Raw genomic sequence first — 26225 nt, 5'->3', positions numbered from 1 at the left:
CGCTCGTTCGGGTATCGAATGCACCCTTTATTCGAACGGCATTTTTTTTCAAGAGAACGATTCTATTGGATATTGCCCCCACCATCCAGCGGCCGGGTGTGGGTTCGACGAAGCCGGTCGTGCTAAAATAGGCACCACAAAATGCAAGGTAATTCCCCTCTCATGACCGGCATAGAAAACGCTCAGTATGACCTTACCGATGCTGCCTTCTCCCTGAGCACGGCGATCGACCTGCTTGCCAGTATCGATACGGACAGCTCTGCTCATGAGCTGACGGAGATTGTGCGTCAGCTCGAATCGTTGAAGAGTGGCCTGGACAAGAGCTGTCGGCGGCTCAATCGATTGCACGAAAGGGAAGAGCACTGATCCGCTGTGAGTGAACCGCGACGGCGTTTCCTCGCCACGGTCGTAAAGTCCATGGCCCTCTTCGCCGTGGTCATGTTCAGCCTGGCATTGTTCGGATCACTGCCATCCAATCCCGGCGGTGATATCCGGCCCGGTTTGAAACTGGCGGTAGGCGATATGCTCCCCGGAGAGTTCCGCAGAGCCGATTGGCAGGGCCGACCGCTTGTGGTCCTGCGGCGTACACCCGCGATGCTTGCAGCACTGGCCGATACCAGAGATCTGCGCGACCCCGACTCTAACGCCTCCCGACAACCGCCGGCCGCCCGCAATCCGGGCCGTTCACTGCGTCCCGAGCTCTTTGTCGCCTATGGTTTCGGCACAAGTTCGGGATGCCCGGTCGATTTCGTGCCAGCGGCGGAGAGCGTCGGAATGGAAGGGTGGTCAGGCGGTTTTCGGGACCGTTGCGACGGGTCGCTCTATGACACCGCCGGTCGCATTTACCGGAACCAGCCCGCCAGCAAAAACCTGGTAGTCCCCTCTTATCGTGAAGCGGGCACCGGCCACATCGAATTGGAGAACCGGGATTGATGCTCCCGTGACGGCCTGGCCGACTATTGACTCATTCGCGACTCAAGTTTGACCCGGCCACGGCGCTGGTTTTCAATAGCGAACCCTGCCATTAACAACAGACAGAGAAAACACATGCCGCTCATTCGCCCTTTTCCGGGCCTGCGCCCGGCACCCGGTCGTGCCGATGACGTTGTCGCCCCGCCCTACGACGTTCTCAATACCGAGGAAGCGCGGGAGCGCGCGGCGGGTCGGCCCTGGAGTTTCCTGCACATTTCCAAGCCGGAGATCGATCTGCCGGAAGGCACCAATCCGTTCGCGGCAGAGGTCTATGCCAAGGGCAAAGAGAATTTCGAGCGAATGCTCGCCGAAGGGGTACTGGTCCAGGACGGGGAGCCCTGCTATTACCTCTACCGTCTGATCATGGGCGAACATGTACAAACCGGGCTGGTAGCCGCCGCCTCGGTCGCCGCCTACGATGCCGGCCGCATCCGCAAGCACGAATTCACCCGCCCCGACAAAGAGGATGACCGGGTCCGCCAGATCGACAGCCTGGGGGCGCAGACCGGTCCGGTTTTCCTCACCTACCGGCACAACACAACCATTGACGACCTCGTCGAGCGGCTCACCGCGGCTGAACCCGATATGGATGTTACCGCCGACGACGGCGTCCGACACACCCTCTGGGCGGTCAGCGATACGGGCGCCATGCAGACCATTACCGACACCTTCGACGCCATGGAGCGCCTCTATGTGGCGGATGGCCACCATCGCTCCGCAGCCGCCTCGCGGGTGGCGGCGAAACGCCGCGAAGCCAACCCCGAGCATACCGGCGATGAGCCCTACAACTTTTTCCTCTCGGTCATCTTTCCCGACGTTCAGATGCAGATCCTGGACTATAACCGCGTCGTAACCGACCTGGGTGGCCGTTCGGAAGAGGCCTTTATGGAAGCGATCGCGGAGGCGTTCACGATCGAGGACGCCACCGCACCGGTCAGGCCTCGTGCAAGCGGCGAATTCGGCATGTATCTCGGGGGCAGCTGGTATCGGCTGAGGATCAAGGCCGAACGCATTCCCGAAGACCCCGTCGGCCGCCTGGACGTCAGTCTGTTGCAAAACAATCTCATCGAGCCGGTGCTGAATATCAGCGATCCGCGCCGGGACAAACGCATCGACTTTGTGGGCGGAATTCGCGGCCTCGGTGAACTGGAGAAGCGGGTGGACAGCGGCGCGATGGCAGCGGCCTTTTCCCTGCATCCCACCTCTCTCGAACAGCTGATGGCAGTGGCTGATGCCAATGAGGTCATGCCGCCCAAATCGACCTGGTTCGAGCCCAAGCTGGCCGACGGCCTCGTTTCCCACCTTATCTAGCAGGCTCCGGCTGGGGGGGCGCTAGTGATCCATGCGGGAAGTGGACCACTATTTCCCGCATGGACCACTAGGGTCGTTATACTAAGAAGGAGCTAATGGACACCTGTCAGAATGCCACCAGCGCCCTGCTGACGCAGCTGCGCCCGAAGACGCTACTCTGCATCGGAAGTGGTTGTGGTGCCTGGCAGAAAATGACCGACGTCCGGGTAACCGTCATCTCCGGCCCGGAGCCCCTAACTGAAATTGGCAAGCTTGGCCGTTTCGATTTCGCGTTGCTCCTGGATACACTGGAACGACTGCCCAAACGTACCGGCGAACAGCTCCTGGCCCGCCTGAGGGACCTGCACGGCGGCCATTTTGCCGTGCAGCTACCGGCCGAGTCGCATAGCGCCTGGAGCGATAATGAGCTGCGGGCGTTCGGCTTGGTCCTGCTGGCCCGCTGCAATGATCCCTCGAGCCCCGACCGGCTGTGGGGATTCGATATCAGGACCTACAAGCCAACACCCGAATGGCTGAACCCGAAGTTCTGGGCGCATCCAGAACTCTGGGATCGCTACTGGTGGTGAACCGGCCGTGTACAATGGAGACTCTTGCAACACGCCCCAAGGAAACTTGATGCACCGACTCGGACTCCTTCTTCTTCTCAGTGCTCTTCCGCTTTCGGCTCTTGCCGCCTGTGATGACCCTCCCGCAGCAGGTGTCAATTGGAGCGGATGTGACAAGCGTGGTGCAGAGCTGGAACGCACGGATTTGCGCGGGGCGCTCCTCACTCGCACGGATCTGACCGGTGCCAACCTGTCCGGCAGCCGTCTTTCCGGTGCCGACCTCAATTTTGCCATACTGAACGAGGCCAATCTGTCCCGCTCCCGACTGGATGATGCCCGTTTCCTTAGCACCGAAATGGCCGGCGCTGATCTTAGCGGGGCGTTGATGGACCGGGCTCGTCTTGATCGGGCAAACCTTTCGGAGGCCACCCTGGATGGAGCCCAAATCCAAGGCGCCAGCTTCTACCAGGCAAACCTGGAGAACGCCTCGCTGGTGGAAACCGATCTCCAGCAGGCGGAGCTGGGACAAGCCCGACTGGCCGGGGCCAATCTCAATCGGGCACGCCTGGTCAGTGCCGATCTGGAAGAGGCCATACTGGAGGATGCCTCTCTGGTGGAGGCCAATCTGGAGAAGGCAGGACTGGAGGGGGTGAAGGCCTCTTTTGCAGATTTCAGCTACGCCAATCTGGAACGGGCATCGCTGGTGGGAGCCGAACTGTTTCAGACCCGCTTCGAAGGAGCCAACCTGGCCGGCGCAATGTGGGCCGATCGCAGCCGCTGCAATTACGACGCCGTGGGCACCTGTCGCTGATCCTCCCGGGGAAGCGATTTGCCGGCCGAGATAATCATGCCGGGGTGGCCCTCGCGCCAGCAAGGACGTAGTCTGTCCCGGCCGGAGGCCCGCCTCTGCGGCGATTCGTTTCAAGTGGGCAGGGACCTCGAAAAACCCGCGAAGCCGCGGGTCGCAGAGCGCACCACCGCAAAATATACCTGTTCAGGCTGCCATTTGCTGTGCGATGTAATCCAGGCCCTCGTTGTCCTCCATGACTGTGGCCAGCGCCACCTCGGCCTGAATACGATTGAGACCAAGACGTTCCAGCATCATGTCGCTGACCTCCGTGGTGGCCGACTCGCCGATTCCATGACGCTTCAGCAGGGCATTGGCCACATAGACCAGGTTGGGGTAGACCGAGTAACGACTGTGATAGTTGGCATTGTGGTGCTCTCGGACCGCCTCCATGATTTCCACAGGCATATCCCAGGCATTCATCAGCCATAGCCCCAGTTCGGTATGGCTTACGCCCACTGTCTCACGCTCCAATTCCCTCAAAGGACGCTCGGAGCTCTCCTGCATGGCCCGATTGAGCCGCTTGAACTGCTCGGGGAACAGGTGCCCAAGCAGCAGAAAACCGAAGTTGTGCAACAGACCCGCGAGATAGGCGACCCCGGGCGAGGGCCGGCGGTTGTAGTCGATGGCGTTGGATAGCGCCTGAGTAAGGGTGCCGGTGTGAACGGCGTGGCGCCAGAAGGCATTCAGCCCGACAGGACCGACTTTCGCGTTGCGAAAGGTTTTGCCAAGTACCAGACCAAACGCGGATTCATAGACGAAGTCCATTCCCAACACCTGCACGATCGCCTGCTCGACCGACTCCACCTTGCCCTGGTAACCGTACAAGGGCGACGTGGCATAGCGGATGAGCTGAGCCGAAAGACTGGGGTCTTGCTCAATTACGGCAGCCAACTCACTGGCATGAGAGTAGGGATTTTTGCGCAGGCGTGTGATCTCCGATGCGATGCCGGGCATCGCCGGCAGCTCCGTCACCGATTCGACCCTGCGGCGGACGGCCTCCCGGTAGTTTTCAACTCCTGCATCGGCTCTATCGCAACGACTAATCACATGCCGCCGCCAGCTATCTGCCTGCAGGCGGGCAAAAGTGTCCCGGTCGGCACGAATAAAGACCCCTGGACGGCCCGAAGTGAAATAGACGGTCTCACAGCCGTTCAGCCGACTGTCCTGAATCGCACGCAGGCCGAAGGGCGCAGCCAGCGGAGGGATGGCTCTGGAATCGCACCCGGGAAACAGTTTCCGAACCTCGGCATCCGTGCCGATGCGCATCTCCCGCTTTAACATCCGGGAAAGACGCTCCAGGTCCGGTTTCCGATCGGCAGGAATGATCGCCAGTACGGCCGACCTGCCTGTTTTTTCCACGGAGACCAGGAGTACGGCGCGGGCCACCCTTTCGCCGGGCAGCCCGGCGGCTGCCAGTGTTTCATCGAAGCTACCGGTGGTCTCCGTCACACGGACCTTGTACTGGCCGCGCTTCTCCGCCAGATAGGTCAGGATTCTTTTGGGAATTTTCATGGCTCTGCTTCCCTCGCTGTGGACGTCTGACAGCCTTTGACTGCAGCCTAGCGGGGAATCAGGAGACAATGCCGGGAAGAGAGTCACAGGGGGTTCCGGCCCAGTTCACAGAACAGGGCATTGCCCCGTCAACGCCGACTCCCGCCGCGGCGTACGGCGTCTCTACCGAAACGGGAGCGAACCTGGTCGACGATGGTATCCACCCGACTGTTGCGGGCACGAACCTCGTGAAAGAGCGACTGCTGTCGGGCCTCGGGGGTTTCGAAACCGCTTACCCCGACCCCCAGCAGTCGAACCGATGGATGGGGGTGATCGAGTCGTTCCTCATAGAGTCGGAGGGCCGTATCCCGGATCTCCGAAGTCAAATCGGTCACTGCCGGCAAAGAGAGAGAACGCGTCACGGTCGTGAAGTCCTGAAAACGCACTTTGAGCGTAATGGTACGGCCCGCCAACTCCTGCCGACGCAGCCGCCAGGCCACCTGCTCCGACAGTTCCGAGAGCCACATCCGCAGGCTGTTCGGGTCGTGGATATCCCGGGCAAAGGTGGTCTCGTTGGAGACCGATTTGGTCTCCTGCTCGGAGACTACCGGTCGCGCGTCGATACCGTGGGCCAATTCCCAGAGATGCTCTCCGCCGCGCCCCAGATGGCGGACAATGAGCCGCCGCGAATAGTGCCGCAGCTGCCCCACCGTGCGGATCCCGAGGCGTTCCAGTTGGCGCGCCGTGGCCGGTCCCACTCCCCACAGTCGCGTCACCGGCAGGGGATCCAGGGTCTCGGCAATCCGCTCCGGGTCGAACTGAAAAAAACCGTCCGGCTTGTTCATGTCGCTGGCCAGTTTGGCCAGGAATTTGTTGGGCGCGACCCCGACCGAGGCGATCAGGCCCAACTCTTCAAGGATTTCACCCTTGATTCGGCGCCCGATCGCGGCGGCGCTGCCGAACAGCCGCAGACTGCCGGTTACGTCAAGAAACGCCTCGTCCAGGGAGAGGGGCTCGATTTGGGGCGTGTAGCGTTCGAACACGGTGTGGATCCGCCGTGAGACCTGCGAATACAACCCGTGGCGCGGGGGCAGTACCACGGCCTTCGGACACAGCCGCAGTGCCGTAGCCGTCGGCATGGCACTGTGCACCCCGAAACGGCGCGCCTCGTAACTGGCCGCCGCGACCACGCCCCGCCCCTCCGGAGTGCCACCGACGATCACCGGACGACCGCGCAACTCCGGACGCTCCCGCACCTCCACCGAGGCGAAGAAGGCATCCATATCGACATGAAGAATGGCCCGGCTCATGCGCCTATTTTACCCGTCTGCGGCTCGCATAGTCCGAAAATAAACCACGGGGGACACGGGGACCACGGGGTAAAACCGTTATCCAATCTTGTTCGATGACAACTCTAAGCCGTCATTGCGAGGAGCCCCAGCGACGCGGCAATCTGGGGTTTTGGGAGCAGGAGATTACTTCGTCGCCAAGGCTCCTCGTAATGACGACAGGGGAGGACAAGTTCTTCAGTAGAGCCTGTATTTCCTCTACACCCACCAATCCTGTCGACGCGCCGAAGGTTTCCGTTACCGCTTCAGCTTGGCCAGGGCATCGGCCATGGCGGAGTTGCCCGCTGCCGGCTGTTCACGTTTCCCTTGTTTTGGCTTGCCTCCGTCGGGGCGTCGCTCTCCCTTCGAGCGTTCGGTGGCCGTCTTTCCCTGGAGCGAATCACTCATGCGCATGGTCAATCCGATACGCTTGCGCGGCAGGTCCACCTCCATGACCTTCACCTTCACCAGGTCACCCGCCTTCACCACCTCCCGTGGATCCCTGATGAATTTCTCCGACATGGCGGAGATGTGTACCAGTCCATCCTGGTGAACGCCGATGTCCACGAAGGCACCGAAATTGGTGACGTTGGTCACCACGCCTTCCAGGATCATCCCCGCAGTCAGGTCCTTCATCTCTTCCACCCCCTCCTTGAAGGCAGCAGTCTTGAACTCCGGACGCGGGTCACGACCCGGTTTTTCCAGTTCGGCGAGGATGTCGCGAACGGTGGGCTCGCCAAATCGTTCATCCGTGAAATCGACCGGTTTCAGGGAACGCAGATATCGGCTGTCGCCAATCAGTTCATTGATGGAGCGCCCGCTTGCATCGCGGATGCGCTCGACCACGGGGTAGGACTCGGGATGCACGGCGGAGGCATCCAGCGGATTGTCACCGTTCATGATGCGCAGGAAGCCCGCCGCCTGTTCAAAGGCCTTGTCACCCAGGCGCGACACCTTGAGCAGCTGCTTGCGGGTGGCAAAGGCGCCATGCTCATCGCGAAAGGCCACCACGTTGGCCGCCAGTGCCGGACCGAGGCCCGCTACCCGGGACAGCAGCGCGCTGGAGGCGGTGTTGGCATCCACCCCCACGGCGTTCACGCAATCCTCCACCACCGCCTCCAGGGCGCGCGCCAGCCTCACCTGGGATACGTCATGCTGATACTGGCCTACACCGATGGATTTGGGCTCGATCTTCACCAGCTCCGCCAGCGGGTCCTGCAGGCGCCTGGCGATGGAGGCGGCGCCACGTAGTGAGACATCGACGTCGGGCATCTCGTTGGAGGCGTACTCGGACGCCGAGTAGACCGAGGCACCCGCCTCGCTGACGATCACCTTGCTCAGTTTCAGTTCCGGATGGCGCTTGCTGAGGTCCGCCACCAGCCGATCGGTTTCACGGGAGGCAGTGCCATTACCGATGGATACCAGATCCACGTGGTGCCTGGCGGCCAGCGTGGCCAATGCGGCTATCGATTCGTCCCAGCGATTCTTCGGGGCGTGCGGATAGATGGTGGCGGTATCCACCAGTTTGCCGGTACTGTCCACCACCGCCACCTTGACGCCGGTGCGCAGGCCCGGGTCGAGGCCCATGGTAGCCCGCGGTCCGGCGGGAGCGGCCAGCAACAGGTCGTGCAGGTTCTGACCGAAAACCTTGATGGCCTCCTCCTCCGCCGCCTCGCGAAGGCGCCCCTTCAGATCGGTATCCAGATGGGTAAGTATCTTGACGCGCCAGGCCCAACGCACGGTATCCGCCATCCATCGGTCGGCCGGGCGCCCCTCGTTGCGGATCCCGAAATGGGCGACGATATGCCGTTCACCGCTGGAGGGTTCGAGTGGGCTGCGCCCCTCGGCCTCGTCTTCCGGCAGGCACAGAGTGAGATTCAGTATCCCCTCCTTGCGCCCCCGGAACAGCGCCAGCGCCCGATGGGAGGGGATGTTTTTGACGGGTTCCGAATAGTCGAAGTAGTCCGAGAACTTGGCCCCCTCCTGCTCCTTGCCGGCCACCACGAGCGACTTCACGGTGGCGTTGTCCCAAAGGTATTCACGCAGCCTACCCACCAGTTCGGCATCCTCGGCAAACTGCTCCATCAGGATCTGCCGCGCCCCCTCCAGGGCCGCCGCACTGTCCGCCACTCCCTTGTCGGCATCGATATATTTCCCCGCCTCGGTTTCCGGCTCAAGCATCGGGTCTTCCAGTAGACCGATCGCCAACGCCTCCAGCCCCGCCTCGCGGGCGATCTGCGCCTTGGTGCGACGCTTGGGCATGAAGGGGCGGTAAAGATCCTCCAGGCGGGTCTTGGTATCGGCCTCGACAACGGCCTTCTTCAGCTCCGGCGTCAGCAGACCCTGCTCGTCGATACTTTTCAGTACGGTCGCCCGCCGATCCTCCAGCTCGCGGAGATAGGCCAGCCGCTCCTCAAGCCGGCGCAACTGGATGTCGTCCAGACCACCGGTCGCCTCTTTCCGGTAGCGGGCCACAAAAGGTACCGTAGCCCCGCTGTCGAGGAGCTGCACGGTCGCCTCGGTCTGGGCAACCCTGACGCCGAGCTCATCGGCAATGCGCTGGAAAATAGTCATGCAATACGTCCGCCGGTAGGTCAAAGACCCCGGATTCTAGTGTACTGTTGCATGCTTGGCGATACTTTCAGAGCCCCCCAAAAGCGTCAGGACATTGCGGTTTTGCGGAGTGCGGGTCGCTCCTATTGCGGATGACACAGGAATCACGGCGTGCAGAGACGACCTTTTTCCCGTCCAGAAACCGCCAACTCCTGATGGAATCGAACCTTCCGCCACCGGGGCCTTCGGTTACACTGTACCGAAGCCCGTTGCTTACTCCGTCATGGCAAACCTGCATACCAACCCGAGTTACCTGCCGCGCCCGCTGCCACCGCAACTTGCGGGACTGGCCGAGCTGGCGCTGGATGTGCGCTGGAACTGGAATCACGCCGCCGACCGTCTCTGGGAAAGCATCGACCCGGAACTCTGGAACGCCACGGGCAATGCCTGGCTGATCCTGGAGAGTGTATCCCACCGTCGGCTGGAGAAGCTTGCCGAAGATGAAACCTTCCGGTCGGAACTGGAGCGTTTGCTGGCGACCAGAGAGAAGTACCTCGCGTCGTCAAGCTGGTTCAGTGAAACCCACGCCAGTGATGAACTGAACGGTGTCGCTTACCTGAGCATGGAGTTCGGCCTGGGCGAGGCGCTGCCCATCTATTCCGGTGGGCTCGGCATCCTTGCCGGCGATCACCTGAAGACGGCCAGTGACCTCGGTGTTCCCCTGATTGGAGTGGGACTGCTTTACCAGCAGGGCTACTTCCGCCAAAGCCTGGATGCCACTGGTGAACAGATCGCCAGCTATCCCTATAACGACCCGACGCTGCTCCCGGTCATGCCCCTGCGCGATGTCGAGGGTGAGTGGCTGCGGGTCAGCATCGATTTGCCGGGTCGCGAACTTCACCTGCGGGCCTGGCAGGTCCAGGCCGGACGCAACCGGCTCTACCTGCTTGACAGCAACCATCCGCTGAATGGACCGGCTGACCGCGGCATTACAGCGGAGCTCTACGGCGGCAGTGTAGAGATGCGACTGCAACAGGAGCTGGTCCTCGGCATCGGCGGTTGGCGGCTGCTGCGTGCCCTTGCCATCCAGTGTGACGTACTCCATCTTAATGAAGGCCACCCGGCGTTTGCGGTCCTTGAGCGGGCTGCCGATTTCATGCGCCGCTCCGGCACCGATTTTTCAACAGCGCTTCGGGCCACGGCAGCGGGCAACATCTTCACCAGCCACACTCCGGTGGATGCAGCCTTCGATCGCTTTCCAAAGGAGCTGATCGCACAGTATCTGGAGCCTCTCACCCGATCGCTGGGAGTCGAACTGGAAGAGCTGCTGGCCCTCGGCCGCATCAATGGACCCGATGCCCATGAGCCGTTCAACATGGCCTACCTGGCTTTGCGGTGCAGCGCCCGCATAAACGGCGTCAGTCAGCTTCACGGCGAAGTCAGCCGCAGCATCTTTCAACCCCTGTTCCCCGGACGTCCCCGGCACGAGATACCCATCGGCCACGTCACCAACGGGGTGCATATGCCCTCGTGGGATTCAGCCCATGCCGACCGACTGTGGACCAACGCCTGCGGGAAAGAGCGCTGGCTCGGCGCGCAGGAGGGCCTGGAGGCGGGTTTCCGGGCAGTCGATGACGAGACCCTCTGGGACTTTCGGGGCCGTCAGCGCCAGGACCTGATCGGTCACCTGCGCCAACGGCTGGTCCGGCAGCTGCGGGCGCGCGGGCAGGGCCCCGCCCTCGCGGAGTCATTGATCGAACGACTCGATCCCAACTGCCTGACCATTGGCTTTGCCCGTCGTTTCGCTACCTACAAACGGCCCGACCTGCTGTTGCATGATCCGCAACGGCTGGAGCGACTGCTGAATGACTCCGAGAGACCCGTCCAGCTGGTAATCGCCGGCAAGGCCCACCCCAAAGATCGGCTGGGTCAAAAGATGGTGCGGCGCTGGAGCGATTTCATGCACCACTCCCGGGCGCAAGGTCGCATGGTATTCGTGGAAGACTACGCCATCGGTCTGGCCACCGAACTGGTGCAGGGGGTGGATCTATGGCTCAACACCCCACTGCGCCCCTGGGAGGCGAGTGGTACCAGCGGCATGAAGGTGCTGGTCAATGGCGGGCTCAACATTTCCGAGCTGGACGGCTGGTGGGCCGAGGCCTATCGTCCGGAAGCGGGCTGGTCGATCGGCGATGGCCGCGAGCATGATAGCGACCCGGCATGGGATGCCCATGAGGCAGAGCAGCTCTACTCCCTGCTGGAGAACGAGGTGGTGCCCGCCTTTTATAACCGGAATGAGCAGGGAATCCCCACCGCCTGGGTGCAGCGGCTGCGAGAGAGCATGGCCCACCTGACGCCGACGTTTTCCGCCAACCGCATGGTGCGCCAATATACCGAAGACTACTATCTGCCTGCAGCGGCGGAGTGGCGTCGCCGTGTCGATAACAATGGTGCGCTTGCAGAAGAGCTCGAGGCCTGGCGACACTCCATCAAAAAGCACTGGCCTCGCCTTCACTTTGGCGGCGGCGGCGTCGAGAACGATGGCGAACACTACCTTTTCCGCCTGCAGATCTTTCTCGATGAAATCGACCCGGATTTTGTGGCTGCGCAACTTTATGCCGTGCCGCGGAGCGAGGACGAACAGTCGGTCTGGCCCCTTGAGCGTGGCCAGCCGCTGCCCGGCACCGTCAATGGGTTCACCTTCCATGCCCGGGTCCCCGCCGATCGGCCGGCAGAACACTACACCCCACGGCTGGTGCCACATCATCCACACGCCCGGGTTCCACTGGAGAGCCCACTGATCCTGTGGAGGCACTCCAGCCTGAGCGCACCGTGAGTTCAGAGCGGGTTCGGATTGGTGCGTTTAAAAGATTTCACCCCCCGAGCCCCGACCTCTGCCGCGTGCAAAGCCGGTGTATTCCCCTTCGAGGCAGCCCCGCGCCCCTGTATACTGGGAGCCATGCGAATAATTCTTTCCGCTCTACTGCTGGGCACCATCCTTGCCGCCTGCAATGCCGGCGCCGAATCGCCGGGGCATGCCGTCGCCTTCATGTACCATCGTGTCGATGATTCCCGCTATCCCTCGACCAACGTCCGTCAGGAAGATTTCGGGGCGCAGTTGGACTACCTCGAGCGAGAGGGGTTTCGGATCTGGCCGCTGGAACGCATCGTCCGTCACCTGAAGACGGGAATGCCGATCCCCGAACGTACGATAGCGATCACTTTCGACGACGCCTATCACAGCGTCTACGAAAACGCCTGGCCACAGCTACGGGAGCGGGACTGGCCGTTCACGGTGTTCGTCAGCACCCACGGGGTGGACCAGGGCCTGTCCGACATCATGGACTGGGAACAGATGCGCGAGATGCAGGCGACCGGCGTGAGATTCGCCAACCACAGCACCTCCCATGATCATCTGCTCGCTCGCAGATCCGGTGAATCCGCGGCCACCTGGAACAAACGGGTAAAAGGAGATATTCGCGCAGCCGAGGCACGGCTGCGGGAGGAGTTGGGCGATGCAGTCAATCCGGGACGTTTGTTCGCCTACCCGTTCGGAGAGTACAGTTCGGCCCTCGCCGACCTCGTCGAGGACCTCGGCTACGTCGGATTTGGCCAGCACTCGGGGGCCATGGGCCCGTTATCGGACCTTCGTGCGCTGCCCCGCTATCCCATCAACGAGAACTTCTCGGACCTGGATGAGTTTGCCATCAAGGCAAACAGTCTCCCGCTACCGGTGATTTCACTTACCCCCCGGGACCCCCTGGTGGAGAGCAACAATCCGCCCCGACTGAGCATCACGCTGGCTCCGAATAGCATCGATCCGGAACGGCTGGCCTGCTATGGCGGTCCCCAGGGGCGCCTGCCACTGGAGCTGTCAGGGCGGGACGAGAACCGGTTTTCCATGCAGGCCTCCGAGCCATTCGAACCGGGCCGGGCACGCTACAACTGCACGGCGCCCTCAGCGGGCGGGGGTTGGTACTGGTTCAGTCAACCCTGGGTGATTCCGCCAATTGCAGCGGACCCAAATCACTAAGCCCGTTGTAGTCGATCATGGCGCGGATCTCGGTTACATAGTCGGGACCGCGTTCCGAATAGCGCAGCAACCCCTCGGCCAATACCTGCGGCTCCAGAGACCGACCAGCCTTTCGCAACTCGGCACGGATCCTGCGCAGTTCACTATAGGCGCGGCCCGTGTTGAGGTTCTTCAAATAGGCCCGTACTGAACTGCGCAGGTCCGGAAATTTGCGCACGTAATGGTCGGCACCCGCCGTGCGACGCAACGGCACCATCCCCTGATCCGCATTCCAGGTCCACTCCCCGAACAGATTGTTGCCCTCGCGCGCGAACCGAGAAGTACCCCAGGCACTCTCATTGGCCGCCTGCGCCAGCATCAGCCCGGGAGGGATCACATCGATGCGCTTTAATAATCGGCGCTCGAACAGCGGGTCGGCGACCTCCATCTCGACGCCGTAGTCCCTGGCGAGTGCTGTCAGCTGTTGCCATTGCTCGCTGTCGGGAGGCGGCGCACCGTTTTCAAACCCCTTGCGAACGGTCTGTCGCAGGTTCCGAACCCGCTCGTTCTCCGCCAGTACCACAGGAAGCATTATCCGGAAGAACAGGCTCTTTTTACGCTCCGCATGCAAACGGCTTACGTCCGAAGGAATCCTGGCCACCAGCAGTGGTGGAACCGTGTTCTCCGGCGGCCAGAAATAGTTGTGGCGGCTGAAGATGGATTCGAGTGTATCGGCGTCTGAAGCCGTTACGACTACCAAGGGGATCTCGAAACGGATAGAGCGGTCGCCCGGGATGACCACGAACCAATCCAGCAATCCGGCAACCAGAAGGGGCAGGACAACAGCGACCATAGACAGCAGGGGCAACGGCAACCGGGCATCGGATTCGGGAGTTTGTTGAAGCATAGGTATAACGCAGACATGAAAATTGGCGGGGATGCAAATTCTAAGAGTTCTGGAGATATTTCGCCATGGGAACTTTCCCAAGACCTTAAGGGCGTAATGAGCCGGAAACAGTCTCGGCATGCTGTCGGGCCGCGTTTTCAATCGCCTCGTGAGTCGGCATCCCGTTCTCCACGCCATCCATGATCAGCCGTTGCAAAATGGCGCCTAGCATGGTGATGTTGTCCCGCATGTATTCCTTGATGACCTGCAGAACATGTATCTCGAGCGGGGTATCGTCGTCGAGGGTGGCGGCGAAGTCGGCGAATTCCCGGCCCGTGGCCATCCAGTAGCAAAGGTCATAGATCAGGTCGAAGCTCTGCTGTAAAAACGCCTCGTCGTCGCCGCCGAGGTTCATTTTCACCTCGGCTTCCAGGCCCTTGCGAAATTCGGCGAGCCCGTAATCCACTGCGCCTTTTGCTACCTCTTCAGGTGTGAATTCCCACTGCATATGCCCTCCTCAGCCGAAAATGGCCTCGAAATTGTCTTCGTCATCCGAACAGACCGGGCAGGTATCCTCCTCCAGTCCGATAAAAAAGCGCCCGCAACTCTCGCAAAGGAACCGCCGCAGGGAGTGTAATGCTACCGGCGCATCCGCTGCGGGCTGCCAATGATGATGTAGCGTCAGCGCACCGGCCCCACACGCCTCAACACAGACACCGCACCCCAGGCACTGTCCGATCCTGAATTGCAGTTCCCAGCGGCTATCTCCTTCAAAAATCTTCAGTGCGCCGCTGGGGCAAACCCGGGCGCAGGACTCACAACCAGTACATCTCCCCGCTCGAGCATCGATGCTGCCGACTCCCAATAGAAGAGCGAGTCCAGTCGATTCGGGAACGGCCTCAAACCGTCCCAGTACCACCTCGGCCAGTCGGCGCCGCGCTGGAACGAAGTGCGCCGCAGCGCGGACAGCGAATGCGGGAACCTCCAACTCGACCTGGTCATGTGAACTCTGAACGACACGATTGGCCCAGCGGCGAAACAGTTGCCGGCGATCCGCCTGGTGCGTACGTCCAGTATCTTCGGTTTCCACGAGCGGCGCGCTCCAGGGAAGTCCCTGATCGGATGCCGCCTTACCCAACTCGTCAAGTGCACCGGCAAGCCCCTCCACCCGCTCTCCGCCTACGGGGGCATTGGCGCAATTCTCACAGTGTCCCGCGACCCGCAAGGTTACCGCGATTTCGCGCTGCGCTAGGCTGGCGAGCAGCGCAAGGTCCAGGTCGCCCAGACAGGGCACCCGCACCTCCCCTCTCAATCCGGACGGGGCACAGACGATGCTCAGCGACGGGGTCTCCGGCTTCACCAATGCCGCCAACGGAAGTCGGGCCGGTTCGAACACCGCTGTGGGACAGGCGGTACCACACAGGCCGCAACCGCTGCAGCGCGCTGCATCAAGCGTCACACCCTCCTCATCGGGTGTTAGCGCGCCGGGAGGACAGCCGTCGGCACAGCGGCTGCAGTGGCTGTAGCGAAAACGGTAACGCACGCAGCGCTGAATGCGGACCTCGGGAAGGGTTTCCATTGCAATGGCCATAACCGCTATTTCTTCTCGTCGGAGAATGTATGCAGCGCCGGGCCCGGCTGGCAGGTATCCGTCGGAATGGTATAGGTACCCGGCATCGCACCGCTTTCGATACTCGGCAGCAGGTCGGGCCGTATGACCCGCAGTGTATCGATTCCGCCCTTTACTGCGAACGCCTCCACCGTGCGAAGTCGCGATTCGACGGCACGCGCCGCCTCTTGTGCGATCTCGTCATCGGAGGCTATCACCAGGACGCGACCGGTCACCTCATCAAGTTCCGGCCCGAGATCGCGTCCATCCGGGATCGGCACACGACTACGTTCGGCCGGTCCACGGACATCGACCACGGGCCAGCCTGTGGCGCCCTCCAGTTTGGCCAAGGCCTCCGCGTCGACCACCACCTCGGCAACAGCAGTCGAGCCCATAGCGATCCACGGCAGAGCCACCATCAACCGGAACACGTAACACCTTCGTCCCGGGACAGCCGCTCTTCGAGTGCCGAAGTCGTCCCATCCACATCGCAGCCCGCCGGTAGCACCAGGCGGCGCGCCTGACCGTAACGCGTCCAGAAGCGCAGCTCTTCGACAGCATCGGAACCGCTATCGAGCCAGAATCGCTCACCGGCGATCTCGGCCATTTCGGCGCAGGCAAGCAGATCATCATCCTCTGGTGCCTCCACGGACACCAGCAGCGTCCCGCAGCCCGCGGCGATCATCTGCCCCGCCCACCACTGAGCATCGACATCGGTGGGCGTGCGATCCGCTTGCAAGACTAGCCAACGCGGCACCGGATTGGACACGGCAACAACGTTGAAATCGGCATTGCTGGTGGTGTCCAGCGCCCAACTCGACTTGGCCCGGTGCACCGGCAGCCACACGCCGATCCGCTCCCCGCCGTGACGTGCGATGGCCTCGGTAAAAAGGGCGCTGTCGTACAACGCAGACTCCCCCAGCAGGACCTGTTCGGCTCCCGCAACCAACAAGGCATCGATACGCCGGGCATCCGCCCGGGGCGATACCACACAGCACCCGGTCAGCTCACTGTCCGGCTCTCCGGCATCGAACAAGAAACGCCGTTCACCGCACACCTCCCCGCTTTCCAAGCCGAGAGTCTCTTTCCAGACCGCCCATTGGTAGCCGTTCATTACATACTCCCGTGGGAAAAGCGCAACGCCCGTACACCGGCGACTACGGGCGGGATGGGGAGCCCCAGACCGGTCACCGGCAGACGCTCGCGAAGCTCAGCCAGTGCGTCAACGATGGGGGTGATCTCAATGCCGGCATACGAGGGCGGGAGGCGCGACAGCACCTCGAGGCCATCTTCAACGAAGATGGCCGCACTCTCGCCGTTCTGCTCTTCAGCGAAGTGAAAGGCGAGCGCGGCAAACGCCAGGCCCTGCAAGAAGCGGGCGAACGGGTCGGCGTCGCCGTCCGGGGACTCCTGCACCGTCCGCGACCAGCGCTCATTGACCCAGTCATGCACGCCGCGGAAATCACCCGACTGCCACAATGCCGCCAGCTCATCCCACAAAAGCAAACTCATGTAGCCGCTCCCCCGCACTGCATCGGCCGGGTTACCGCATCGGGTTTGGGTGCCCTCAGCCTTGCCCCGTCCTCATCCGCGACGTCCAGTCCCAGCACCTCGAGTTCCGCGAGGGTAAAGGCCTCCAGCAACCGCGCCATTTCGCGGTAGAAGCTGTGTTCGGTCGCCCCTTCCACGATTTGCGCAAAGCCCCTGCTCCAGCGTCCCAGGTGTTTCACCCAGAAACGCTTCACCACCTTCCCGATACGACGCGCCTCGTTCTCGTTACCGGCAACGAGCGCTTCGGCCTGCCCTTCCAGCAGGGCTGCGATGAACTGCATCTCCACCGACAGGTGGTCCTCGAAAGTTGCGAAGCGCCCGGACTGCACCGCAAACCCCTCAGCGGCATAGGCATCGCGGGTCTCGTTGACTGCGCTCTGGCGATAACCGCCCTGCAGTCGCACCGACTCCACCGGCGGAAACCCTCCGGGCGCAATGAACAGCATGGTGTATTCAGCGGCCAACTCTTCCGTCAGCATCTCCTCATCGTGGCCCAGAAAATCGTCATCGAAATCGACGCCGAGCTCGGCAAGATCCGCCAGACACTGTTCGCCACGCAGTTCACGCAAAAAACCGCTCTGCGGCTCTTCGGCAAAAGCACCTGCCAGTAGCCGGTACCAGTGGGCGCGGCTACGCAGGGCTTCGACCGTATCCGCTCGCTGTATTGTCTCAGTCATGGATTACTCCTTTCAAAAGCGCGGCCCCGAAGGCGGGGCCGCCATGCCCTACTTAATGACCTGAGGGTGTTTTGGGCTCGACACTGTCCGGTCCGGCCCAGCCGGCCATCTCCGGGTGCATCTTGCGGTGTTGGTCACCCACATAGGTGAAGTCCATCGTCTTCTTGTACCACTCCATGTGCTTGTCCCAGGAAGATTCCACATCGCCGTAGCGGTCGCCTTCGCGTGCCGGGGTTACTTTCACGACCGTATCGTACCAACCGGCGGAACCACCGATGGGGTCAGCCACAGCGGGGATGATGGCGTTGGGGTGTACCCCCTTGTCGTCCCACCAAACGTTTTTCAAATCGGGATCCTCCTGAGCACCGAACTCTCCGCCCTTCTCCTTGAGCTTGAGCTGTGCCAGACGACCGTAGCCCCAGTGGCCGCAGCCGGTGGAGATGCCGATCACCCTGGGATGCTGCCCCTCGGTGACATAGGCCTTGGTGACCAGGTGCCCCACCGGACTCTCCACCCGAATCAGGTCCCCTGTTTTCACCCCGATGCGCTTGGCGGTCTCGGTGTTGATGGGCGCCCAGTTACGATGCACGATCTCCGCCAGCCACTTGATGGACGCCGTGCGCGACTGCACGTGGACGTTGTACTTGTAGGTGGTGAGGATCATCTCATCCTCCTTGAGATTCTCGTGCCACGGGATGCGCTTGAAGATGGGCATCGGGTTGAAGCCGTATTCGGCCCACTCGGCGACCCGCACATTGATCAGGCGGCTGCCGCTCGGAAAACCGACATAGTTCCTGCCGTGCCGCTGCACGCCGATAGCCTTGCCGTTTTTGTGGATGATGCCCTCCTCGTCCACGGTCGCGCCCATCATGTCGGCGCGGGAGAGCTCCTTCTTGTGCAGGCCATACTCGGCCCTGATCTCGCGCCCGGTCTTGTCGCTGACCTTGCCGGTAGCGGGATTGAGTTTGCCGTAGATGGGCCAGACGCCCTCTTTCTTCAACCAATCGAGACCGCCCGCCTCCTTCAGCCCCGGCACATTCTCGAACTGCTGGCGGACGTAGTCCTCCGAGCTCTTGAAGTTCCAGTATTTCTTCATGCCGCGGGAGCCGTCCGGATCGAGACGGTGAATGAGTTCCTGCAGGTAGACGCGGTGCTCCTTACCCTCGCCCATCGGCGCGATCACCGGCTGACGAAGTCCGACCCAGGGCCACAGGGAATTGGGCATCGACTCCGGTTCCCAGCGCTCGAGGTAAGGTACGTCCGGCAGTATGATGTCCGCTGTCTGCGCCTCCTCGCCCATGAAGGGGGTAAGCACAACACGAAAGGGAATCAGCTCCTCGTTACGGAACAGTTCGCCCCACACGGCCTCCGCGCCCGGATTGGTGTAAACCGGGTTGTCCATGTAGTTGATGTAGACACTGACCTTCTGCCGACCCTCGGCAATCCAGAACGGCACCAGGTGGCTCACCTTGTGCGAGGCAAACGGGAACTCCGGCGGGTGCGCCAGCACCGAATCATTTTTCGGGGCCGGCGGCTCCGGTTGCGGCTGGCCGTAACCCATACCGCGGGGAAGGCAGTACCCCCCGCGCTTCTCGACATTGCCGGTCATGATGGAAAGCATCATGCAGGCCTTCTCGTTATAGGCGCCGTAGAGATGCTTGGCCGGACCGCGGTAGGTGTAGGTGGTGGCGGGCGAGGCGTGAGCGAACTCGCGGGCGATGCGCTCGATAGTCTCCGCCGGCACACCCGAAAGCTCGGCCGCCCACTCCGGGGTGAACTGTTCGTAGTGCGCCTTCAGTTCACGGACGCTGACGTTGGTCCAGTCAGTGATGAAGTCGGAATCCTGCAGATCCTCGCGCAGGATGACGTGACCGATAGCCAACGCCACCGCCCCGTCGGTGCCCGGAAACACCGGAATCCATTCGTCGGAAAAACCGGCGGTGTTGGACAGACGCACATCAAAGGTGACGATCTTGGCGTTGCTGTCCACCCGCCCCTCGGTGATGCGTTGCGAGTACGGGTTATGGAAGTAGGCCGCCTCCAGGATGTTGGAGCCGAAGTTCAGCACATACTTGGTATTGGCGAAGTCCGGGGTCTCGATATCGGGACCCCAGGTCGGCTCCATGCCGACCTTCTTCGACGACTCACAGACCGAGGTATGGTTGAGGACCGTGGCCGAACCCAGTGTCTTCATAAACCGGTCCAGCACGCCGCCGGTCCGGTTGCGACCAAACTTCAACATGATCTCGTTGGGGTCGCCGTTTTTCAGTACATCGTCGATCCGTCCGGCGACCTCGTTCAATGCCTCATCCCAACTAATGCGCTTCCATTTGCCTTCACCGCGTTTTCCGACCCGTTTTAGCGGATAGAGAATCCGGTCCGGGTCATAGCTATACCACATCCCGGCATTGCCCTTGGCGCAGAGACGTCCGCGGGTGGATACATGGTTCGGATTCCCCTCCAGCTTCACCACCCGACCATCCTCGACGAAGGCGACGGCCCCGTCCTGGATGTTGCAAACGTGGCAGTTGGTGGGGATCGCCTTACGCTCCTTGTAGCTTTCGGGGTTGTAGTCACGCCCACCGAGTTCGGTTTCCATCGCCCTGAGCATCGACGGTGCCGCGAGAGCCGCAGCCGTGGTGCCGCCGGTGACCTTGATGAACTTTCTACGTGTAATTTCCAGCATGTTTCTCACTCCTCCGTTGCACCACGGCTCAGTAATAGGTGTGTACGATTTGCGGGCCGATGAGGATGGCGTAACGCAGAGCCATCCCCCCGACCAGCAGCAGACCACCGGCGGCCATGATGCCGATCGGTTGGCGCCCCACCGGAGCGAGCAGCAGGGCGATGGGAGCGGCGAGTCCCACCACCATCCCAAGACCGATGAAAATGAGCCCCATAGTCCCTGAGGTCATGAACATGAAGGTGACCTCGGAGCCGGATCCACCATAGGCGGTGGTGCCGAGCAACGAAACCAACATGGCCGCCGTAGCCCCGCCGCCCCACAACATGAAGCTGCGCAACATCGACACCAATTTTTCCGGTCCCTTGGCCAGAAAGGATGCGACGGCCGCACCGGAGACCAGCGACAGAGAGACGAACAACACCGGCATCAGGGGAGTATTCCAGACTGCCCGGTGCTGATGGACCGTCAGGTCGAAACCGGTGTAGATGGGAAGACCGAGACCCAGCAGGGCACCCGCCACCGCCAGGCGTTTTGCGTTCACCTGTTCGCCCTTTCGAAGAAATACGAAATAGACGACAGAGACCAGGCCGAAGGCGACCAGATTGAGGCTTCCCCATGCGAGTGGCGAATCGAAATTCAGATAGGCCGGATTCACCATATTGAGAAAGCGCATCGGCTGCGAGAGGTCGCCGATGAGCAGCAGCCCACCGAGCACCAGCAGCCCGAAGGAGAGATAGAAGGCCGAGTGCCTCAGGGGCCGGAATTCCTCGCGATACCAGGAGAGCGCCGAGAAGAAAAACAGCGCCACCGAGATACCAATCACGAAGAAATACCAGGCGTAGGGACCGGGCCAGGCGATGGTGTGAAAAACGGTATAGTCGAGCATGGTTGTCCCTCCCTAAACGGTGTGGTTGCGATTGAACACGACACGCTCGTCGTCGAGCTCCTCGCGGGCATCGTAGACGGCCCGGCCATATTCGGTCTGATTACGATCGGCGCCGATATAGAAAACGTGCGGTTTGGTCCCCTCCTCCGGCCGCAACACCTGGGTCGCGTGACGGGCTACCAGACGTGAAACTTCGCTGGTTGAGTCGTTCATATCACCGAATATTCGCGCCCTGCCGACGCAGGTCTGTACGCAGGCGGGTACCAGGCCTTGAACGACACGGTGATGACAGAAGGTGCACTTATCGACCACGCTGGTAATATTGGTGCGCGTGCGGTGTTCGGGAAGCATGAAACGAGCGTTGTAGGGACAGGAGGCCATACAGGCCTTGCAGCCGATGCAGCGGTCATAGTTCTGCAGCACGAAACCGCCATCCTCGACCTTGTAGGTGGCCCCGACCGGACAGGCGCGCACGCAGGGGGGATCGTCGCAGTGATTGCACAGGCGCGGCAGAAACTGCTTCTTCACCGTCGGGTACTTTCCAACGACGCGGTAGGGCACCCAGGTTCGAAACACACCTAATGGAACATCGTATTCAGCCTTGCAGGCGACCATACAGGCATCGCAACCGATGCAGCGGCGCAGGTCGATGACCATGGCATAGCGCCGTACACCAGGCTTCCCTCGGGTCTCCCGCGCCGAAAGGCGTAGCTCTTCACTCATCCCCTCTCCTCCAGATTTGTTGGTCGGATCGCCCGAAATCATGAGTGGAACGGGCGATCACATTTACGGAGATGCAATAACCGGACCGATAATCCGGAAATGCCGTGCGACACCTTCTGAGGCTCGGTGGCTACCCCTATCTCCGGCGAAACGGATAGACGACGGCAGGGCGGGACCCGCATACTGTTACCAAGTGGTAACTACTCACACTCCAACGAGGGGCTGATTCGGTTACCGAACGGTAACGCTAAAAACCTTGGTCTGGCGCGGTGAAGCGAGAGTTCGGGCAAGAGATGGAACAATCGCTGTTACCATCCCGTAACAGCCCGACTCCCCAATGGGCGCTGGCGCGCTTCCTGCAAGATCAAGCTATGAACTTCCGAATGCATTTACACACAAAGGACGTTGTTGGGCCGCTTCAGCGAGCCCGATAGATTGACTGGGCCTCTGCTCCATCCATTGAGTGATCGGAGTCAACAAAAGATGTATCGATTAAATCGACGCCAGTTTCTCGGCTTATGCAGTGCAGGCGGCCTGTTGGCTACCCGGCTGGTCGGAGCGACCGAGGATCCGATTCGGATCGGCATTACTCCGGTCTTCTTGACCGAGCAGACATCCCTGCTCCGGGAGTGGCGCGACTACCTTCACGAACGCCTCGGTCGCCCGGTACTGTTCGTGCAGCGGGATACCTATCGCGAAATTGTCGGCAACCTGCTGTCCAGACAATTGGATTTCGCCTGGATCTGCGGATACCCGTACGTCCAGCACCGTAATGAACTGGCACTTACTGCGACCCCCCTCTATGAGGATGAACCTCTCTACCGCGCCTTCTTTATCGTGCCGGCCCGGGACCTCCATACCCGCAGCATCGTCGATCTGAAAGGCGGGGTTTTCGCCTATGCCGATCCCGATTCCAATTCCGGCTTTCTGGTACCGCGCTTCACCGTGAAAGAGCACGGGGCCGACCCGAACCACTTTTTTCGCAAAACTTTTTTTACCGCCGGTCATCGCAATGCCATCGAGGCGGTCAGCACCGGACTGGCGGACGGGGCCTATGTCGATGGTTATGTGTGGAACACCCTGGCAAAGATTAATTCCGACATTACCGGACGTACCCGCATAGTGGCCCGTTCGCGTGCTTTCGCTTTTCCACCTATCGTTGGCGGCCCGGCGATTTCCAAAGCATTAAATGAACGGATGCAGCGGGTTCTGGTCGGAATGAGTCAGGACCAAAATGCCAGTCCGCTTCTCCAGCGGCTCAATCTTGACGGCTTCGCGGTACCTGAAGCCGGTGCGTATGACGCCATTGCCGTGATGGCCCGAAAGGTGGGTGAGGTACCGCGTGTTCCATGATCTGAGCTTCCGCTACAAGATCCCGCTACGTGGCACGATACTCATCCTGATCACCTCATTCGCGGTGACCGGTGCACTGATTTTCCGCGCCTATGACGACCTTAAACAGGACCTGATGGCCAATGCCGAGGGATTGGCCCGGGTGATGGCCCATACGCTGGTGCCCGCGATGCTCAAGGACGACGTGTGGAACAGCTATGAGATCATCCGTACGCCGTTCAATGCCGATCTCGCCGATCGTCAGTCGCTGGGCGCGGAGACGATTGTCGTGCTGAGCAACGACTTCGAGGTTTATGTCGCTTCCAATCCGGAGGCTTTCCCGATGCTGACGCCCATTTCCTCGGCAGGAACGGCCTATGGGCAGTTGCAGCGCCATCTCGAAAACCAGCCCTCCACGGGGACGGAGGTGATCGATATCGCAGAGACAGATAGCCTCTACGTTGCCTCCCCAATCATCTCGGACAACGTCCGGCTCGGCACTTTGGTCATGAGCTATGAACGGGCGGGGTTCACGCCGCGTTTCGTACGTTTTGCCAGTCGCGCCGGGATCGTTACCATCCTGGTACTCGGCGCCCTGGTACCACTCAACTGGTATTGGGGAGCCCGCATGGCCGCCCCCCTCGTCAAGCTGGCCGGCTGTATGGGCCGGGTCGGACAGGAGAATCCCTCGCAATTGCATTGCGACCTGTACAAGTCTAAGGACGAAATCGGTCAGGTGGGTGTCCGCTTTCGCGAGATGGTGAGCGAACTCCAGGTCAAACAGGCGCTGGAGAAACAGGTCATCGCCGCCGAAAGGCTGGCCGCCGTTGGGCGACTAACAGCCTCCATCGGTCACGAGATCAACAATCCGCTGGGGGGCATGCTCAACGCCATCAATACCTATCGTCGTTACGGGCAGCTCGATCCCATGACGGAAAAGACGGTATCACTTCTTGAACGGGGTCTATTGCAGATCCGCGACACTGTCTCCGCGCTACTGGTCGAGGCAAAACCGACCAACCGTCATTTTGGCCCTGAAGACGTCGAGGATGTCCGTACCCTGATCACACCGGATATCCAGCGACAGCACGCCTCTCTCGAATGGCACGCGGATATCGGGACCATCCCGCTGCCGGCCACCCTGATCCGTCAAATACTCATAAACCTGCTGCTTAATGCTATCAAGGCGGTTCCCCCACACGGGCATGTGGGCTGCGATATCCGTATTGAGGCAGGAGCGCTGCGGTTGAGTGTTTACAATGAAGGCCAGCCCATTTCCGGTGACCGGATGCGCCACCTGTTTGAACCGTTCGTCCACTATCGGCCCGACGGCAACGGCCTTGGGCTTTGGGTTTGTTACCAAATTGTCGATCAGCTCGGCGGCACTATCGATGCCGCCAGTGACCACCAACAAACCCGTTTCACCGCAAACATTCCGTTACCGCCATGAATACCGAAGCGCCACTGAAACTCTGCCTGCTGGAAGATGATCCCATTATGGGGGAGTCGCTCTGCGATCGGTTCGAACTGGAAGGCTTCCGTTGCGACTGGTACAAAACGGCGCACGCGGCGCAGCCGTATATCGGTAATACCGACTACGCCGCGCTAATCAGCGATATTCAACTACCGGACATGAGTGGTGCCGAATTGTACACGCAGCTTCAACAGGAGGGACGAACCATCCCGCCGACTCTATTCATTACCGGCTTCGGCAGCATCAGCGATGCCGTCGAACTGCTCAAACGGGGAGCAGCCGACTATATTACCAAACCTTTCGACCTCGACACGCTGGTGGAAAAGGTCCGCTCTGTGTGTCGGCGCCCGCTACGGGAGGAGCGTACCGACGAGCCGACTCTCGGGATCTCCGCCGCCATGCGTTCACTCGAACAGACACTGTGCCGCGTCTCGGAACATGGTTCCACGGTCCTGATTACCGGCGAGTCCGGGGTCGGGAAGGAGCACGCGGCGCGTTTTCTTCACCACTGTGCCGCGAGGACGGGGAAAAGCCCGTTCATCGCCGTCAATTGCGGCGCCATCCCGGAAGGACTCATGGAGGCCGAACTGTTCGGCTACGAAAAGGGCGCCTTTTCCGGCGCGATTCGTACCCGCCGGGGCGTATTCGAACAGGCTGACGGCGGGACGCTGTTTCTGGATGAGATCGGCGATATGCCACCCAATATGCAGGTGCGGCTACTGCGCGTTATCCAGGAGCGCCAGGTGGTCCGGGTCGGGGGCGAGACGCCCCTACCGCTCGATCTGCAGCTCGTCTGCGCCACCCATCGTGACCTCAAGCAGATGGTTGGCGAAGGAACCTTCCGCGAAGATCTCTACTACCGCATCAATGTGGTCCATATAAAGATCCCGCCCTTACGCGAACGACGCGAGGATATCCTCTGGTTTACACGCCTCTTTTTGAATGAGATTGATCCCGAAAACGAGCGCCATCTACTCCCCTCTGCCGAGCAGAGGCTGCTGCAGCAGCCCTGGCCCGGCAATTTGCGTGAGCTTCGGCACAGCATCGAGCGGGCCTGCGTCCTCTCTGCCGAGCCAGCCATCAGCGCCGCGACGTTCGACGCTGAGACGGATCATAACCCTCCTACTCTCGATGACCCCGATTTACGCGAACGCATCTCCCTCTATGAACGCCAAATCATCCTCGAATCACTGCGCCGTCACGGCTTCCAGATGAGCGAAACCGCCAGCGAACTGGGAATCAGCCGCAAGAACCTCTGGGAAAAAATGAAGAAGTTTGGTATCGAAAAAGGTTAAGAGTGGATCGTGTGGTATGCGCAGAAGGATGAGGGCAGCCACCG

23 protein-coding genes are annotated in these 26225 nt (G+C 61.1%); 10 read left to right on the top strand and 13 right to left on the bottom strand.

The features are described from left to right. Positions 1-162 precede the first annotated feature (162 nt). The 5 genes from BLP65_RS04985 (at position 163) to BLP65_RS04965 (ending at position 3639) form a co-directional block, all read left to right on the top strand. A complete protein-coding gene (locus tag BLP65_RS04985) occupies positions 163-366 on the top strand; it encodes a hypothetical protein (protein WP_092993398.1) in 204 nt (67 codons plus the stop codon). A gap of 6 nt (positions 367-372) precedes the next feature. Beyond that, positions 373-933: a Rieske (2Fe-2S) protein gene (locus tag BLP65_RS04980; RefSeq protein WP_092993395.1), complete on the top strand. Its 561-nt coding sequence runs from the start codon at positions 373-375 to the stop codon at positions 931-933. Between the two features lie 114 nt (positions 934-1047). Continuing rightward, a complete protein-coding gene (locus BLP65_RS04975; protein WP_092993392.1) occupies positions 1048-2283 on the top strand; it encodes a DUF1015 domain-containing protein in 1236 nt (411 codons plus the stop codon). Between the two features lie 95 nt (positions 2284-2378). Further along, positions 2379-2849 (top strand): DUF6231 family protein, encoded by a 471-nt coding sequence (locus BLP65_RS04970; protein ID WP_092993389.1) that lies wholly within the window; start codon positions 2379-2381, stop codon positions 2847-2849. Positions 2850-2898: 49 nt separating this feature from the next. Then, a complete protein-coding gene (locus BLP65_RS04965) occupies positions 2899-3639 on the top strand; it encodes a pentapeptide repeat-containing protein (protein WP_092993386.1) in 741 nt (246 codons plus the stop codon). A gap of 183 nt (positions 3640-3822) precedes the next feature. Here the strand turns inward: BLP65_RS04965 and BLP65_RS04960 are convergent, their stop codons facing one another. From BLP65_RS04960 to BLP65_RS04950, 3 genes are all read right to left on the bottom strand, one after another. Beyond that, a complete protein-coding gene (locus tag BLP65_RS04960) occupies positions 3823-5190 on the bottom strand; it encodes an HDOD domain-containing protein (RefSeq protein WP_092993383.1) in 1368 nt (455 codons plus the stop codon). Positions 5191-5318: 128 nt separating this feature from the next. Next, entirely contained in the window at positions 5319-6479 is a 1161-nt protein-coding gene (dinB, locus tag BLP65_RS04955) for a DNA polymerase IV (RefSeq protein ID WP_092993380.1), read from the bottom strand. 276 nt (positions 6480-6755) lie between these two features. Then, entirely contained in the window at positions 6756-9071 is a 2316-nt protein-coding gene (locus BLP65_RS04950) for a Tex family protein (RefSeq protein WP_092993377.1), read from the bottom strand. 262 nt (positions 9072-9333) lie between these two features. Between BLP65_RS04950 and glgP the strand changes: the two genes are divergently transcribed. Together glgP and BLP65_RS04940 are read left to right on the top strand one after the other, a co-directional pair. Then, a complete protein-coding gene (gene glgP, locus BLP65_RS04945; protein WP_092993374.1) occupies positions 9334-11886 on the top strand; it encodes an alpha-glucan family phosphorylase in 2553 nt (850 codons plus the stop codon). 123 nt (positions 11887-12009) lie between these two features. After that, positions 12010-13083 carry a polysaccharide deacetylase family protein gene (locus tag BLP65_RS04940; RefSeq protein WP_092993371.1) on the top strand — a complete coding sequence of 358 codons (1074 nt, stop codon included), beginning with the start codon at positions 12010-12012 and terminating at the stop codon, positions 13081-13083. Here the strand turns inward: BLP65_RS04940 and BLP65_RS04935 are convergent. The 10 genes from BLP65_RS04935 to dsrO form a co-directional block, all read right to left on the bottom strand. Further along, a complete protein-coding gene (locus tag BLP65_RS04935; protein ID WP_175452447.1) occupies positions 13034-13969 on the bottom strand; it encodes a glucosaminidase domain-containing protein in 936 nt (311 codons plus the stop codon). The genes BLP65_RS04940 and BLP65_RS04935 overlap by 50 nt on opposite strands. Positions 13970-14054: 85 nt before the next feature. Continuing rightward, positions 14055-14456, bottom strand: a complete 402-nt coding sequence (locus BLP65_RS04930; RefSeq protein WP_092993367.1) for a hypothetical protein — start codon at positions 14454-14456, stop codon at positions 14055-14057. 9 nt (positions 14457-14465) lie between these two features. Then, the gene (locus tag BLP65_RS04925; protein WP_092993364.1) at positions 14466-15539 is read right to left on the bottom strand and encodes an NADH-quinone oxidoreductase subunit I; all 1074 of its coding nucleotides are present in this window, start codon (positions 15537-15539) and stop codon (positions 14466-14468) included. Between the two features lie 5 nt (positions 15540-15544). Continuing rightward, positions 15545-15988 carry a hypothetical protein gene (locus BLP65_RS04920; RefSeq protein WP_175452446.1) on the bottom strand — a complete coding sequence of 148 codons (444 nt, stop codon included), beginning with the start codon at positions 15986-15988 and terminating at the stop codon, positions 15545-15547. Beyond that, positions 15976-16671: a hypothetical protein gene (locus tag BLP65_RS04915; RefSeq protein ID WP_092993358.1), complete on the bottom strand. Its 696-nt coding sequence runs from the start codon at positions 16669-16671 to the stop codon at positions 15976-15978. The genes BLP65_RS04920 and BLP65_RS04915 overlap by 13 nt, the downstream gene beginning before the upstream one ends. Next, positions 16671-17069: a DUF309 domain-containing protein gene (locus tag BLP65_RS04910; RefSeq protein ID WP_092993355.1), complete on the bottom strand. Its 399-nt coding sequence runs from the start codon at positions 17067-17069 to the stop codon at positions 16671-16673. Before BLP65_RS04910 ends, BLP65_RS04915 begins: the two co-directional genes overlap by 1 nt. After that, on the bottom strand, positions 17066-17785 hold the full coding sequence (locus BLP65_RS04905) for a TorD/DmsD family molecular chaperone (protein WP_092993353.1): 720 nt from the start codon (positions 17783-17785) through the stop codon (positions 17066-17068). Before BLP65_RS04905 ends, BLP65_RS04910 begins: the two co-directional genes overlap by 4 nt. 52 nt (positions 17786-17837) lie before the next feature. After that, positions 17838-20471: a molybdopterin-dependent oxidoreductase gene (locus BLP65_RS04900; protein ID WP_092993350.1), complete on the bottom strand. Its 2634-nt coding sequence runs from the start codon at positions 20469-20471 to the stop codon at positions 17838-17840. Positions 20472-20499: 28 nt separating this feature from the next. Then, complete coding sequence (gene nrfD / locus BLP65_RS04895; protein ID WP_092993348.1) at positions 20500-21357, bottom strand: NrfD/PsrC family molybdoenzyme membrane anchor subunit; 858 nt, start codon at positions 21355-21357, stop codon at positions 20500-20502. A gap of 12 nt (positions 21358-21369) precedes the next feature. Then, positions 21370-22080 (bottom strand): sulfate reduction electron transfer complex DsrMKJOP subunit DsrO, encoded by a 711-nt coding sequence (gene dsrO / locus BLP65_RS04890; protein WP_092993345.1) that lies wholly within the window; start codon positions 22078-22080, stop codon positions 21370-21372. 483 nt (positions 22081-22563) lie between these two features. Between dsrO and BLP65_RS04885 the strand changes: the two genes are divergently transcribed. Genes BLP65_RS04885 through BLP65_RS04875 form a run of 3 tightly spaced genes read left to right on the top strand, consistent with a single transcriptional unit; the run spans position 22564 to position 26181 of the window. Then, entirely contained in the window at positions 22564-23433 is an 870-nt protein-coding gene (locus BLP65_RS04885; RefSeq protein ID WP_092993342.1) for a substrate-binding domain-containing protein, read from the top strand. Further along, entirely contained in the window at positions 23423-24862 is a 1440-nt protein-coding gene (locus BLP65_RS04880; RefSeq protein ID WP_092993339.1) for a sensor histidine kinase, read from the top strand. The genes BLP65_RS04885 and BLP65_RS04880 overlap by 11 nt, the downstream gene beginning before the upstream one ends. Then, entirely contained in the window at positions 24859-26181 is a 1323-nt protein-coding gene (locus tag BLP65_RS04875; RefSeq protein WP_092993337.1) for a sigma-54-dependent transcriptional regulator, read from the top strand. Before BLP65_RS04880 ends, BLP65_RS04875 begins: the two co-directional genes overlap by 4 nt. The last annotated feature ends 44 nt before the right edge of the window (positions 26182-26225 follow it).

This window comes from Thiohalomonas denitrificans (assembly GCF_900102855.1).
In the GTDB taxonomy this organism is placed as follows: domain Bacteria; phylum Pseudomonadota; class Gammaproteobacteria; order Thiohalomonadales; family Thiohalomonadaceae; genus Thiohalomonas; species Thiohalomonas denitrificans.
This window is presented reverse-complemented; position numbering and strand designations above follow the sequence as displayed.

What these genes read in the sequence shown, in the direction of transcription:
- BLP65_RS04875 (WP_092993337.1), top strand. Translation starts at nt 24,859, where the DNA reads ATGAATACCGAAGCGCCACTGAAACTCTGCCTGCTGGAAGATGATCCC.
- BLP65_RS04910 (WP_092993355.1), bottom strand. Translation starts at nt 17,069, where the DNA reads ATGAGTTTGCTTTTGTGGGATGAGCTGGCGGCATTGTGGCAGTCGGGT.
- nrfD (WP_092993348.1), bottom strand. Translation starts at nt 21,357, where the DNA reads ATGCTCGACTATACCGTTTTTCACACCATCGCCTGGCCCGGTCCCTAC.
- BLP65_RS04985 (WP_092993398.1), top strand. Translation starts at nt 163, where the DNA reads ATGACCGGCATAGAAAACGCTCAGTATGACCTTACCGATGCTGCCTTC.
- BLP65_RS04925 (WP_092993364.1), bottom strand. Translation starts at nt 15,539, where the DNA reads ATGGCCATTGCAATGGAAACCCTTCCCGAGGTCCGCATTCAGCGCTGC.
- BLP65_RS04960 (WP_092993383.1), bottom strand. Translation starts at nt 5,190, where the DNA reads ATGAAAATTCCCAAAAGAATCCTGACCTATCTGGCGGAGAAGCGCGGC.
- BLP65_RS04965 (WP_092993386.1), top strand. Translation starts at nt 2,899, where the DNA reads ATGCACCGACTCGGACTCCTTCTTCTTCTCAGTGCTCTTCCGCTTTCG.
- BLP65_RS04930 (WP_092993367.1), bottom strand. Translation starts at nt 14,456, where the DNA reads ATGCAGTGGGAATTCACACCTGAAGAGGTAGCAAAAGGCGCAGTGGAT.
- BLP65_RS04940 (WP_092993371.1), top strand. Translation starts at nt 12,010, where the DNA reads ATGCGAATAATTCTTTCCGCTCTACTGCTGGGCACCATCCTTGCCGCC.
- dsrO (WP_092993345.1), bottom strand. Translation starts at nt 22,080, where the DNA reads ATGAGTGAAGAGCTACGCCTTTCGGCGCGGGAGACCCGAGGGAAGCCT.
- BLP65_RS04975 (WP_092993392.1), top strand. Translation starts at nt 1,048, where the DNA reads ATGCCGCTCATTCGCCCTTTTCCGGGCCTGCGCCCGGCACCCGGTCGT.
- BLP65_RS04885 (WP_092993342.1), top strand. Translation starts at nt 22,564, where the DNA reads ATGTATCGATTAAATCGACGCCAGTTTCTCGGCTTATGCAGTGCAGGC.
- BLP65_RS04950 (WP_092993377.1), bottom strand. Translation starts at nt 9,071, where the DNA reads ATGACTATTTTCCAGCGCATTGCCGATGAGCTCGGCGTCAGGGTTGCC.
- BLP65_RS04900 (WP_092993350.1), bottom strand. Translation starts at nt 20,471, where the DNA reads ATGCTGGAAATTACACGTAGAAAGTTCATCAAGGTCACCGGCGGCACC.
- BLP65_RS04970 (WP_092993389.1), top strand. Translation starts at nt 2,379, where the DNA reads ATGGACACCTGTCAGAATGCCACCAGCGCCCTGCTGACGCAGCTGCGC.
- BLP65_RS04935 (WP_175452447.1), bottom strand. Translation starts at nt 13,969, where the DNA reads ATGCTTCAACAAACTCCCGAATCCGATGCCCGGTTGCCGTTGCCCCTG.
- BLP65_RS04915 (WP_092993358.1), bottom strand. Translation starts at nt 16,671, where the DNA reads ATGAACGGCTACCAATGGGCGGTCTGGAAAGAGACTCTCGGCTTGGAA.
- BLP65_RS04905 (WP_092993353.1), bottom strand. Translation starts at nt 17,785, where the DNA reads ATGACTGAGACAATACAGCGAGCGGATACGGTCGAAGCCCTGCGTAGC.
- dinB (WP_092993380.1), bottom strand. Translation starts at nt 6,479, where the DNA reads ATGAGCCGGGCCATTCTTCATGTCGATATGGATGCCTTCTTCGCCTCG.
- glgP (WP_092993374.1), top strand. Translation starts at nt 9,334, where the DNA reads ATGGCAAACCTGCATACCAACCCGAGTTACCTGCCGCGCCCGCTGCCA.